Annotated in this window: 10 protein-coding genes; 8 read left to right on the top strand and 2 right to left on the bottom strand. The window is 32.9% G+C overall.

The window, feature by feature from the left end; translation table 11 throughout:
- Positions 1-39 precede the first annotated feature (39 nt).
- The 5 genes from EAH81_RS03555 (at position 40) to EAH81_RS03535 (ending at position 6,023) form a co-directional block, all read left to right on the top strand.
- The gene (locus EAH81_RS03555; protein ID WP_140503827.1) at positions 40-1,731 is read left to right on the top strand and encodes a ribulokinase; all 1,692 of its coding nucleotides are present in this window, start codon (positions 40-42) and stop codon (positions 1,729-1,731) included.
- Positions 1,715-2,416 (top strand): L-ribulose-5-phosphate 4-epimerase, encoded by a 702-nt coding sequence (locus tag EAH81_RS03550; protein ID WP_140503825.1) that lies wholly within the window; start codon positions 1,715-1,717, stop codon positions 2,414-2,416. The genes EAH81_RS03555 and EAH81_RS03550 overlap by 17 nt, the downstream gene beginning before the upstream one ends.
- A 147-nt stretch (positions 2,417-2,563) precedes the next feature.
- Positions 2,564-4,072, top strand: coding sequence for an L-arabinose isomerase (gene araA / locus EAH81_RS03545; RefSeq protein ID WP_140503822.1), 1,509 nt, complete (start codon positions 2,564-2,566; stop codon positions 4,070-4,072).
- 112 nt (positions 4,073-4,184) lie between these two features.
- A complete protein-coding gene (locus tag EAH81_RS03540) occupies positions 4,185-5,369 on the top strand; it encodes an aldose epimerase family protein (RefSeq protein WP_140503820.1) in 1,185 nt (394 codons plus the stop codon).
- 177 nt (positions 5,370-5,546) lie between these two features.
- The gene (locus tag EAH81_RS03535; protein ID WP_140503818.1) at positions 5,547-6,023 is read left to right on the top strand and encodes an OsmC family protein; all 477 of its coding nucleotides are present in this window, start codon (positions 5,547-5,549) and stop codon (positions 6,021-6,023) included.
- 164 nt (positions 6,024-6,187) lie between these two features.
- Here the strand turns inward: EAH81_RS03535 and EAH81_RS03530 are convergent, their stop codons facing one another.
- Both EAH81_RS03530 and EAH81_RS03525 read right to left on the bottom strand, forming a co-directional pair.
- On the bottom strand, positions 6,188-8,107 hold the full coding sequence (locus EAH81_RS03530; RefSeq protein ID WP_140503815.1) for a glycoside hydrolase family 97 protein: 1,920 nt from the start codon (positions 8,105-8,107) through the stop codon (positions 6,188-6,190).
- A gap of 704 nt (positions 8,108-8,811) precedes the next feature.
- Positions 8,812-9,240: an SRPBCC family protein gene (locus EAH81_RS03525; RefSeq protein ID WP_140503813.1), complete on the bottom strand. Its 429-nt coding sequence runs from the start codon at positions 9,238-9,240 to the stop codon at positions 8,812-8,814.
- A gap of 455 nt (positions 9,241-9,695) precedes the next feature.
- Between EAH81_RS03525 and EAH81_RS03520 the strand changes: the two genes are divergently transcribed.
- The 3 genes from EAH81_RS03520 (at position 9,696) to EAH81_RS03510 (ending at position 13,025) form a co-directional block, all read left to right on the top strand.
- The gene (locus EAH81_RS03520; protein WP_140503810.1) at positions 9,696-10,544 is read left to right on the top strand and encodes a hypothetical protein; all 849 of its coding nucleotides are present in this window, start codon (positions 9,696-9,698) and stop codon (positions 10,542-10,544) included.
- Positions 10,545-11,173: 629 nt separating this feature from the next.
- Positions 11,174-12,097: a sce7726 family protein gene (locus tag EAH81_RS03515; RefSeq protein ID WP_140503808.1), complete on the top strand. Its 924-nt coding sequence runs from the start codon at positions 11,174-11,176 to the stop codon at positions 12,095-12,097.
- 4 nt (positions 12,098-12,101) lie between these two features.
- On the top strand, positions 12,102-13,025 hold the full coding sequence (locus EAH81_RS03510) for a sce7725 family protein (RefSeq protein WP_140503806.1): 924 nt from the start codon (positions 12,102-12,104) through the stop codon (positions 13,023-13,025).
- Positions 13,026-13,031 lie beyond the last annotated feature (6 nt).

Below are 13,031 nucleotides of genomic sequence, written 5' to 3'. Positions count from 1 at the left end.
TTATATTTATATTTGTCATTATTATAAAATGAATTTCGAATGAAAAATTACGTTATAGGATTGGACTACGGAACAGATTCTGTTCGAGCGATGCTAATAGATACTGAAAATGGGCAAGAACTGGCGTCAAATGTTTCTCATTATAAAAGATGGAAAAACAAGCAATATTGTGACGCATCCATAAATCAATTTCGTCAACATCCATTAGATCATATTGAAGGATTGGAAATCACGATTCAAACCGTTATAAAAGAAAGCAAAGTTGATCCGTCGCAAGTACGCGCAATCTGTATCGATACAACGGGATCTTCTCCTGTTCCTGTAACTAAAGAAGGAATTCCACTGGCTTTGACAAAAGGTTTTGAGGAAAATCCGAATGCGATGATGGTACTTTGGAAAGATCATACTTCTATAAATGAAGCAAACGAAATCAACGAACTGGCAGTAAGCTGGGGCGGAGAAAACGTAACAAAATATGTAGGCGGAATTTATTCATCAGAATGGTTTTGGGCAAAAATTCTGCACATTGCGAGAGAAGATGAAGCTGTTCGAAATGCAGCGCACACCTGGATGGAACACTGCGATTTAATGACCTATTTATTAATTGAAGATAAAGATTTAAAAACTTTTAAAAGAAGTCGTTGCGCCGCGGGTCACAAAGCCATGTGGCACGAAGACTGGAATGGTTTGCCGCCGGCAGAATTTTTAGGAAAACTGCATCCGTATTTGGCAACACTTCGCGGAAATTTATATGATGAAACCTATACATCTGATTTAGTTGCCGGAAATTTAAGCAAAGAATGGGCAGATCGTTTAGGGCTTTCTACAGATACCGTTATCGCCGTAGGAACTTTCGATGCACATTCAGGAGCTGTTGGAGCAAAAATTGGAGAAAATACTTTGGTTCGCGTTATGGGAACTTCAACCTGTGATATTTTGGTTGGTTCTTATGATGAAGTAGGCACAAAAACAGTACGCGGAATCTGCGGACAAGTTGATGGATCTGTAATTCCGGGATTTATTGGTTTAGAAGCCGGACAATCTGCTTTTGGAGATTTATTGGCTTGGTACAAAGAATTATTGCTTTGGCCAACAGATCATTTATTAACAGCTTCAACAGTTTTAAATGATGCTCAAAAAGAACAATTAAGAGAAGAATTCAGCGATAAATTAATTGTGGAATTAACAAAAGAAGCTGATAAAATTCCAGTGTCAGACAGTCTTCCAATTGCTTTAGACTGGATCAACGGACGCAGAACTCCGGATGCTAATCAGGAATTAAAAAGTGCGATTTCGAATTTATCATTAGGAACAAAAGCACCACATATTTTCAAAGCTTTAGTAAATGCAATTTGTTTTGGAGCGAAGAAAATCGTAGATCGTTTTGAAGAAGAAGGTGTAAAAATCGACAGCGTTATCGGAATTGGTGGTGTTGCCAGAAAATCACCTTTTATCATGCAGACTTTGGCTAACGTTTTAAACAAGCCAATTAAAATTGCAGCTTCAGATCAGACTCCTGCTTTGGGAGCGGCAATTTATGCAGCAGTTGCAGCCGGAATTTATCCAAATGTAATTGAAGCAAGCCAAAAAATAGGAAGTGATTTTGACGGAGAATATTTTCCTCAATTAGATAAAGTAGCGGCGTATCATAAACTGTTACTCGCGTACGATCAATTAAGTGCTTACGAAGATCCAACTATTAAAATAACACAACATGAGTTCTCTTTATAAAGATTTAAAACAAGAATGTTACGAAGCCAATATGCAGTTAAATGCATTGAATTTGGTCGTATATACTTTTGGGAATGTGAGTGCAGTCGACAGAAAAAATAGTGTTTTTGCCATTAAACCAAGCGGCGTTCCGTATGAAGATTTAAAACCGGAAGATATCGTAATTGTCGATTTTGACAATAATATTATTGAAGGTTCTATGCGTCCTTCTTCGGACACAAAAACGCATGCTTACCTTTATAAAAATTGGCCAAATATTGGTGGAGTTGCTCATACGCACGCAACTTATTCAGTTGCCTGGGCGCAGTCACAGCGAGATATTCCAATCTTCGGAACTACGCATGCCGATCATTTAACAGCTGATATTCCGTGTGCGCCACCGATGGCAGATTCGCTTATCGAAGGAAACTATGAACACAATACCGGAATTCAGATTTTGGATTGTTTCAAAGAAAAAAACCTTTCCTACGAAGAAGTAGAAATGGTTTTAATTGGAAATCACGGTCCATTTGCCTGGGGAAAAAACGCAGCGAAAGCCGTCTACAACAGTAAGGTTTTAGAAGTCGTAGCCGAAATGGCGTATCTGACTTTACAAATAAACCCAAACGCACCAAGATTAAAAGATTCCCTAATAAAAAAACATTACAACCGTAAACACGGAAAAGATTCGTACTACGGACAATAGTGAATTTTAGATTTTAGATTAACGATTTTAGATTTAGGATTCAACTTCAAACTTGAACAAAAATAACAAAATAATATTCAACAAAGATTTTCGACGGTTTCAGAACTTGAAACTTGAAACAAAGAAAACTTGAAACAAAATAAAGAAATGATAGATATATCTCAAAAAGAAGTTTGGTTTGTAGTAGGAAGCCAGGAATTATACGGACCAGAAACATTAAAATTAGTGGCGGAACATGCTGCGATTATGGCAAAAGGTTTAGATGCTTCATCACACATTCCGGTAAAAATTGTTTGCAAAGACACTTTAAAATCGCCTAAGCAAATTCTGGATTTATGTTTAGAAGCAAACTCGACAAAAAACTGTATTGGGATTATTGCCTGGATGCACACTTTTTCTCCGGCTAAAATGTGGATTGGCGGATTAAGTATTTTAAAGAAACCATTATGCCATTTGCATACACAATACAATGCCGAAATTCCGTGGGGAACTATCGATATGGATTTCATGAACCTGAATCAATCGGCGCACGGAGATCGTGAGTTTGGTTTTATCATGTCAAGAATGCGTAAAAAACGTAAAGTAGTTGTAGGACATTGGGAAGATCCTCGCGTTTTAAATAAACTAGGCGTTTGGACAAGAGTAGCTTTGGGTTGGGATGAACTTCAAAACTTAAAAGTAGCCCGTATTGGAGACAATATGCGTGAAGTTGCCGTTACGGAAGGTGATAAAGTAGAAGCTCAGATTCGTTTCGGAATGTCTGTTAATGGATATGATTCTTCGGATGTGACGAAACATATCGAGAAAGTTACGGATCAACAATTAAATGCTTTATTGGCAGTTTATGAATCTTCTTATTCATTAACTGATTCTTTAAAAGAAGGCGGAGCGCAAAGAAGTTCATTAGTAGAAGCAGCAAAAATAGAATTAGGCTTAAGAGCTTTCCTTGAAGAAGGAGGTTTTGGAGCCTTTACAGATACGTTTGAAAACCTTGGAGTTTGGAAGCAACTTCCGGGAATTGCAACACAAAGATTAATGGCCGATGGTTATGGTTTTGGTGGCGAAGGCGACTGGAAAACCGCTGCAATGGTTCGTGCATTAAAAGTAATGAATGTTGGTCTTGAAGGAGGAACTTCTTTCATGGAAGATTACACCTACCATTTCACGCCACAAAAATCGTATGTTTTAGGATCTCATATGTTAGAAATTTGTCCATCAATTGCAGAGGCAAAACCTTCTTGCGAAGTGCATCCGTTAGGAATTGGAGGAAAAGAAGATCCTGCACGTTTGGTATTTAATTCTCCTGCAGGAGCTGCAATCAATGTTTCGTTGATTGATATGGGGAATCGTTTCCGTTTGATCGTAAACGAAGTTGAAGCGGTTAAACCAATGGCTGATTTACCAAAATTACCGGTGGCGAGAGTTTTATGGGATTGTAAACCAAACCTTGATATCGCAGCAACAGCCTGGATTTTAGCAGGAGGAGCACATCATACCGTTTACAGTCAAGCGATCACAACAGAATATATGGAAGATTTTGCAGATATCGCTGGAATCGAATTATTGGTTATTGACGAAAAAACAACCGTTAGAGACTTTAAAGATAAAATCAATGCCAATGAAGCGTATTATCATTTGTTTCAACATGGACTTTAGTTGAAGGTACAAAGGTTCAAAGAGGCAGAGGTTTAGAGGTCTTAAAATTTTGTCGCTTTTAATTTTTTTATATCTTACATTTCACTTTTCACAATACTAAAAACTATTATTTATGAATGTATTAAAACGTTGCATTTTCGGAATCAGTCTTATGAGTTTGGCGGCAATTTCAGTTCAATGCAAAAGCGATAAAAAAATGGATGCTACAACAGTTTCTTCGGATGAAAAAGCTACAGTTACAATCGAAAAATCTTCTTATGGAACTACTGCAAAAGGAGAAAAGGTAGATAGTTATAAGTTGAAAAACCAAAATGGGATGGAAGTTGATATCATCACTTTTGGAGGAAGAATTACAGATTTGAAAGTACCTAATAAAGAAGGTGTTTCGGAAAATGTAGTAATTGGATTCAATTCTTTGGGACAATACGAAAAAGAAAATCCATTCTTTGGAGCTTTGATAGGAAGATACGGAAACCGAATTGCTAAAGGAAAATTTTCGCTTGACGGAAAAGAATATCAATTAGCAATTAATAATGCGCCAAATGCTTTGCACGGTGGACCGCAGGGATATTTTAACGTTGTTTGGAAAGCTGATGAGGTTAAATCAGGAAACACGGCTTCTTTGAAATTATCTTATTTAAGTAAAGATATGGAAGAAGGTTATCCGGGAAATCTACAAGTTTTTGTGACTTATACTTTGACAAACGATAATCAGTTAGAAGTACTTTATGAAGCAACGACTGATAAGAAAACAGTGGTGAATTTGACTCAGCATTCTTATTTCAATTTATCAGGAGATTTCTCAAAAACAATCTTAGATCACGAATTGACTTTAAATGCTGATAAATTAGTTCCTGTAGATGCTACTCTTATTCCAACAGGAAAATTAGAAGATGTAGCCAATACGCCTTTCGATTTCAGAACACCAAAATTAATTGGAAAAGACATCGAGGTTAAAAACGAACAATTAGAAAGAGGAAAAGGTTACGATCATTGCTGGGTATTGAACAATCCTGAAAAAGGAAAAACAATCATAGCAAAAGTGTATCACGCAGCAAGCGGAAGAGTTATGGAAATGACAACTGATGAACCCGGAATTCAGTTTTACTCCGGAAATTTCCTTGACGGAACTTTACCAACGCGTGATGGAAAAACATACGCTCACAGAACTGGACTTTGTCTGGAAACAGAACATTATCCGGATTCTCCAAACCAGAAAAACTTTCCAACAACGGTTTTAAACCCGGGAGAAAAATATAAGACTAAAACTGTTTTTAAGTTCTCAGTAAAAAAATAGTTTTAGAATTTGTTTAGTAATTTTAGTAATTCTCTACGAAACCTCGAAAGTTATGCTTTCGAGGTTTTTTGTTTGTAGTTAATTTTGCCACAAATTTCACGAATTAGCACGAATTTTTTTTAACCCATCGATTTGCGTAAATTCGTGGAATTCGTGGCGAAAAAAACAATAATAATTATGGCAATTAAACATCAATTTCAAGCAGAAGCAAACTGGGTATCAAGGCAAATTCAAGAAAATTCAGCAAAGAGATTTTATAGTAAAAGCCATCAAATTAATATAGAAGGAAAACCTATTTTAAATGTGTCAGCAGCAAAAGCCTTCAAAGGCGATCCAGAATTATACAATCCCGAAGATTTATTGTTAAGCAGTTTGGTTTCCTGCCATATGATGTCATACTTATATGTCTGCTATCAAAACGGAATCGAAGTTTTGGAATATTCAGACAATGCCGAAGCAACGCTCGAAGTTTCTCCTGACGGAAGTGGACGTTTTACAGAAGTGCGGTTAAATCCTAAAGTAAAGATTTCAAGTCACGATAAGATTGAGTTAGCAATAGAGTTACACACAAAAGCAAATCAATTGTGTTTTATCGCGAACTCTTGCAATTTTCCTATTTCGCACAATGCGACATGTGAAATTTTTACCATATAAGTTATATAGTTCATTTAATTGCTTTGTCTTAAATTATCGATTCCTAAAATCGTTTGTTTTTGCGCAATCTTGTCATCCTTATGAAGGAAGATCTCTTGGTTACTCACATCCTAAAGCACGACAAATTAAATGAACTTATATAACTTATATGGTAGAAAAAAACTTTATATTTTTACCACAAACCCACCATTTGGCTTCAGTTTTACAGTCAGTTTTTGATTTTTAGAAATAAATTCTTGTTTAAAACCTTTTTCATCTTCCAGAATAATAAAGCCTTTTTGGTTTTTTACAAAAGACAAATCAACTTTGATTTCTTTCGGGGAATTTTCGCCATTAATACCCACAATGTGCCAAGTGTTTCCACTTCTTCTTGCCATTATAATATATTTTCCCGGAAATCCACTAATGAATTTTGAATCGTCCCAATTCGTTGGAATATCTTTTAAATAATCGACAACGTAAGACGGCATTTTAGCCATTCCTTCCGGTATTTCTGCAATATGTTGAATACCCGATAAAAATAAAACCGGCAAAGCCAATTCAAAAGCAGGAGTTGTTTTTCTATTAATATTCGGAATTTTATCTAAAGCCATCGGAGTGAAATCCATTGGGTCAAAAGCATTTCTGGCAAAAGGTAACATGGCACAATGACTCGGTTCTAAATCTGCAATTTCCTGGAAAAAGGTAATGTATTCATATCCTTTTACAGCTTCGGTAGTCACTAAATTCGGATAAGTTCGTTGCCATCCGCGAGGCAAAGTTGCACCGTGCAAATTGATCATTAGTTTATAATCGGCAGCATCTTTTAGCATATCATGGTAATATGCAATCATCGATTGTCCGTCGCCTCCAAAAAAGTCAACTTTAATTCCAGCTATGCCTAAATCGTTGAGTCTTTTAAATTCGAAAGCTCTGTTTTCATGGGTCAATAATTTATTCTTTGGGTGATATTCGGTGCTATTCCAGGAACCGGATGAATTGTACCAAACCAATAATTTTACATTTTTAGTTTTTCCAAAAGCTACTAATTCCTTCATTTTCTCATCACCAATTCTCGTATCCCAATCAGCATCAATCAAACAATAAGGCCAATTCATTTTCGATGCATATTCAATAAACTGATGCGTGGTTTCATAGTTTACAGAATCATCTTTTAATAAAACCCAGCTCCAGGATGAAAGACCGCCTTTAATAAAAGAAGTATCCATTTTTATAGCAGGATCGGCAAGGTCGGTTCCTAAAGTACTTTCAGTAATCGTATTCAAAGAACCAATCGTTATAATGCGCCACGGTGTAATCCAAGGTAATTCCGATTCTGGATTTAACGCGCCATTTGGGAAAATTTCTTCTTTTTGAGGAAAAGTAACCTGCATGGCTTTTGCATTTTCATTATACACCAATCTTGTTCCGCAATATTTATTGTGTAAACCAGTTTCGGTGATCAAAACCCAATTGTTGTTAGTTTCGAAAAGTGCGGGATAAACCCAACCTTCGCCAATTGCCGGTTTCGTATTTACAGGAACACCCATTGCATAATGTTCTTCGTAAGCCGGATTTGTTTCTTTCCAACCAGTTTTGGCTTTAGACATAGGTTGTAGCCAGGCTTTCGCCGAAGAGTCAAAGTTATAAGTCGTTTTTTCTTCAACTATTTTTTTGAGTTCTTTTGATGCTGAAGGGAAGTTATATCGAAGCGCAACACCATCTTTAGAAAGCTGGAAAATAATTTCCATCGGTTCATCTTTAGAATTCTGAAGGCTGACAATATATTGATTGGCTGAGTACGAAATATCTTTTCGTTTTCCCTGAAGCATCGAGTAGTGGTCCGTTACTTTTTTTGGTTCAGAGATTTTAATCAGTTTTAAATCGGAATAGAAATTAGCGTCTTCACGAATAATTCCAAGTTCAGAAGTATTAAGAACAATTTTGTCATTATATAATATGGTGTAAGTTGGAGTGTTTTTCGAATTCATTTCGAAGCCTATTTTTATAGTCTTCTCAGAATTTGTGAAAAATGAATTTGGTTTTTTTTGAGCAAATGAATTGAGAAATATCCCAAAAATGGTTAGTAATAATAGTCGTTTCATAATTAAGTGTTTATTTTACACTTACAAACATAGCAAAATAATTTTAATATAAATTGGTTGTTGAGAATAATTTAATAGGTTGGGAATGAAAGGGAATATTGTCTTATTATAGTATTAGATGTGTTGCGCAAAGCGTATTATTGTGAAAAGATTAATTATGAAAAAAGTTAACGAAAAAGATTTTGAAGATAGTTTGAAAAAATATGAGGTTAGTGAACTTGTAAAAAAAGCAATTGATGAAGCTTTATAAGATATTGCTAATGGAAGAGTTTATTCTCATGAAGATGTTATGAAAGAAACTAAAAAACGCTTTCCTCATTTATTTAATAGATACTATTGAATTGCAAAATTTATTTGTTGATTATGGTTTTGCGTATTAACAGGATGTTTTTATTAATGTTATTTGTTGGTAATACATAGACTTATCATAGGTCTTGTAGAAAATAATATTTAACTTAGAAACACTTGTTATGGGAAAAATTGAAGCAATTAAACTAGGCCCGAAGCCTAACACACCTGATGGAACTCCAGATGAAAGAAGGCGAGTTACTCCACCAAATCAGCCAAAGCATCCTGATTTGAAACCTCATATCCATAAGCCAAAGGATTAAGAGATTAATTTTAAAACAAAAAGAGACAGATTTTGAGCTATCTCTTTTAATTTATCTTAGAAATAGAATAGTTTTTTGTAGTATTTACCAAACCTAAAATTTCCGCTTTTGATAAGGTGTTCCTTTACCATCTTCGCAATAACTTTTGAGGCTTAAAAGGAACATTGCCCAATTGTAATTACACCATTGGTAAAATTCGGTTAGTTCGCGCCAATCGAAATGTTTTAGAACAACTGCCGTTACTCCGTCTTTCTCTCTTAGATCGAATGAAATGCCAGTTCCAATCCATTCCGGATCAGAATCTACACATTCCCATAGTATTCTTTTGTTTGGGGACAATTCCAATATTTTCATTTTTGTAAGATCATTATCTCCAAAACCAAATTCATTGATAAACCCCAGTTCTGGTTTAACAAGCAATTCCTCTGTCCAAACAGCACCAAGTCCTTCTTGCGTTGTTAGTGCCTTATAGACATCTGCGATAGGAGATTTGATATAATTGATGTGTTCTATTTTTTCCATTTTATAACTGTTATAATTTGTAAATACAAAGTTAGCAACTTTTATGTTGCTATAACAAAGAGGTTTAAAACGAAAAAAAGGGATGAATTTAGTTTTATAAAAAGGTTTAAAACCAAAAAAACCTCTTCTTTCGAAGAGGTTTTTGTACCCTTTACAGTTGAATTGTCGAATTTATTTATTGAGGATTTGAAAAAATTATCTTACGCGTATAAAAAATTATTGATTAGTAAGTTTTAGAAATAGCTTTTTATAGGGTCATTTTCAGTTATCGAGTATTATTGAAAAAGGAGTATAAATACGTATTGTTTGGTATTGCGTAATTCATTACTCTTGTTAGCCATGATTAATATTTTGTTTAAATATGGTTTTCCGTAAAAGGATGATGAATATATTTAAGTTATTTGCTTTAAAGATTGGAATAACTTATTTGTAGTAAAAAAGAAAAAAACCTTAATATGCCTCGAAAAAAAAGAAAAATAGGATTTTATTATTTATGTCTTATTAATGAAGATTTAAATTTAAATGAATCCTTTAAGAATGTCATTAACTATATTAATGGCTTAGACAAAACTCATAAAAATTTCAGTTTGGGCAATAATAAGTTTTGTATTCTTGATAGTGTTGTTTTTTATCAGAATGATAATCAGACAAATGTAATTTTTAAAAGTGCTACTCATAGTTACAGACCAAATTTAATTCATAAAGAAACTGTTGATGAAAGAGAAAGTCCTAAGGATATAGCAGAAGGTGAAATTGAGAAAACACATTTAGTAACTAATTTTGTCAATAATGATTTGATTCTTTTGTTAGAAAAGCATTTACATGGCATCTCTATTAGTCAGTTCGTAAGATATTTGAACCATTACGGAGCTCAATTGGATGAACCAATTCAATTTAAGTTTGAAACTGTAGTAAAAGATAACTTTTTAGAAGAAATTAACAATTTATCTCGCGTTACATGTGCAGATATATATGTCGATAAACAGATGTTGGGAGGTGAAGCATTGAATTATTCAGATAATTTGAATGAAGTTAAGCATGAAGTTATTTTATCTGTTAAATCTAAAAAAATGGAATCAATTGCAGATTTTGCAAGAGATACTTTTGCTTTTTTAAATGGAGGTAATAATAGTGTCAGAAGAATAAGGCTAGTAGGTCGTAATATGGATAATAATGAAGTTATTATTAATACAGATTTTATTGAGCGTCAAGAATATATTTCACCAGAAATAAATGAAATAACAGGTGAACCAGTAACCCACGAAGTTTTTAATGAAATGAATCTTGCAATCCAAAACTTTTAAAGTATGTATTTAGAGTTTATACTTTTATTTCTTGATTATTTTAAAACTTTAAACAAAAGGATAATAATTTATGAATGGTTTTTTCCCATTCTATTTTGTTTACTACTATTTTTTTTTAACTGTAAATATGATTTATCAGCTTATAAAATGTTTAAAGACAACTCTATAAATATTTTGGGAGTTCTATTAGGTTTTTCGATTGCGGTAATTACTATAATTACTACGGGAGGTGGTAAAAATCTCGAAGAAATAAAGAGGATTATTACAAACTTTAAAAAAGGAAGGAAAAACATAACATTATATGAATTAATTCTAATTAATTTTACATACTCAGTTATTTTAGAGATATTAATAATAATTGGCTGTCTACTAATGCCTTTGATTTCTAATTTGTTTCAAATTAATCATAGTGTTAAATTAGTAATATATTCCATAATGGTTTTTTTAGTTGTACATATTCTGCTTGTGACAATGAGAAATTTGACAGATTTTTATTTAATAATTACAAAAAACAATAATGAGTAATTTAATTACTTAATTTATTTATCCATTCACAATAAATACATTTCAGTAAAATTGTTTGCTTTTTTCTATAGCATATCCAATACATTAAATTGTCTTTAAAGCAAATGATTAAATTACCTTTGCAAAAACAATCTGCAAGTAGAGAGAAAATGAAAAATAAAAATAAAAATATAGAATTGAATAGAATGAGGAGCTATTCTTCAATCTTTTCAAGTACATATTTTTTAAAGTTATTACGGAATGATGATTATTCGTTTATAAATTCTAAAATCGCTATGTACGACCAATTAAAGGTTGGAAATGGTATTAGTACTTATTATGATTATATCCGTTTTGTTTATAAAGAGTTAAGTAAACAATATAGAAATGAGTATGTATATAAAAATACTTTTATAAATGAATTGCTTATAAACTCTTATGGGGTAAAAGATACTATTGCAATAAATGAGTTTAGAGTAGGAGGCTCTATAGCAGATATTGTTTTATTTAATGGAACAAGTAAAGCTTTCGAAATTAAAACGGAATTAGATTCAAATAAAAGGCTTAATGGGCAACTATCAGATTATCGTAAGATTTTTAAAGAATCTTATATTGTTACTCATGAAGCATTAATTGATAAATACTTAAAAGAGGATGATTCCGTCGGAATAATTGCTTTAAATAACTATCCAAGGTCTCTAAAAATGACTGAAATAAGACCTGCAAAAATAAATTTAGACATAGACCCAGAAAGCATTATCCGTTCAATAAGAACGAATGAGTATAAATCAATTATTAATCAATATTATGGAGAACTACCTAAAATGAATAGTTTTAATATGTTTGATATTTGTAGTGCTTTAATAAAACAAATTCCTTTAGAAGACTTAAATATATTGTTTATTGAACAATTAAAGAAGCGTAAATCTAATACCATAAATATAAAATCTTTTTTTAAAGAATTAAGACAGATTGGATTAGCATTGAATATTGATGACAGAACTTATCAGATTTTAGTTGAAAAATTAAATAAACCAATACAAATTTAGAACTATGTATTATCCATATTTAAGAGGAAGGCAATTTGAGTTAATTGCATTAAGAGAATTTGCAGGTTGTCGAGGAGGGCGTAACAATGTGATTCCAATAATCGAACCCGTCAAAAAAACTTTCAATAGCATGAAGATTGCCTTGCCGATTCTAAGAGATGCAAATGTAAAGTTTGCCTTAATACTAAATCCCCAAGTAGGAGAAATTGATAATTATAGTCAAATAGTTGAGGGTTTAGGGGATTGTTTAATAGGAGAAGACAGTTGGATTCCTGCCTTTGTTGTTTCAAATAATTATTATGAAATAGAGAAACTGATTATTGAAACGGGTTATTCAAATGTAATGATAATCTGCAATGGATTAACGGATACAAGTAATCATAGTTTTAATCAGTTAATTTTTTCTGAAAATGTGAAATATATAGTTCTTTCTCAAGAGAACAGGACTTTAAAAAGAACTCTGTTAGGACAGGATAAGCATCTTATTAGATTAGATGATAAATTTAGTGGACAAAAACGAAATAGTGATTATTTAGAAATGTCTGCGGAAAAATTCTCTGAAGAACATTTATTTTATAAAGAAGAAGGGTATTCGGGCTTTTCAGACTATACAGTCCTTGTTAGTGACTTTATTGAAGGAGGGAGCGCTCCCTTTGCAGTTGCCATACACTTAACTTATAAAAAAGACAATAATGAGGTTTGGATAAGACATTTTACATCTACGAGTAATTTTGATAGGGCTGATATACAAGGTAAATTTAAAGAAGCTTTGGAAAAAGCTGTTAAATTTATTGATTCAAATAATATTCATAACGAAGCAACAAATGAGTTGAGAAATTATCTTAAAGAGTCTAAATATCCAGGGCTTGGAATGGTAAAAAAGATTGCTATAAAAAACCACCTAGAATTAATGAATCAGATTATTTAATTTTAC

The sequence above is a fragment of the Flavobacterium pectinovorum genome (assembly GCF_006438875.1).
Lineage (GTDB): Bacteria > Bacteroidota > Bacteroidia > Flavobacteriales > Flavobacteriaceae > Flavobacterium > Flavobacterium pectinovorum_A.
Note: the sequence above shows the minus strand (reverse complement) of the source record. Positions and strands in the feature narration are given on the sequence as shown.